The sequence below is a fragment of the Shigella sp. FC1967 genome, assembly GCF_001743005.1.
Taxonomy (GTDB): Bacteria; Pseudomonadota; Gammaproteobacteria; order Enterobacterales; family Enterobacteriaceae; genus Proteus.
Window position 1 is genome coordinate 1 of record NZ_MIIZ01000235.1, and the last position, 261, is coordinate 261.

The following is a 261-nucleotide window of genomic DNA, read 5'->3' on the forward strand; positions in this document are numbered from 1 at the left end:
GGCTGTCGTCAGCTCGTGTTGTGAAATGTTGGGTTAAGTCCCGCAACGAGCGCAACCCTTATCCTTTGTTGCCAGCACGTTATGGTGGGAACTCAAAGGAGACTGCGGTGATAAACCGGAGGAAGGTGGGGATGACGTCAAGTCATCAGGCCCTTACGAGTAGGGCTACACACGTGCTACAATGGCAGATACAAAGAGAAGCGACCTCGCGAGAGCAAGCGGAACTCATAAAGTCTGTCGTAGTCCGGATTGGAGTCTGCA

1 rRNA gene is annotated in these 261 nt (G+C 52.9%); it reads left to right on the forward strand.

Annotated features, from left to right (window positions below):
• Nucleotides 1-261: ribosomal RNA gene (locus BHE89_RS02210) — 16S ribosomal RNA — on the forward strand; the annotation flags it as partial.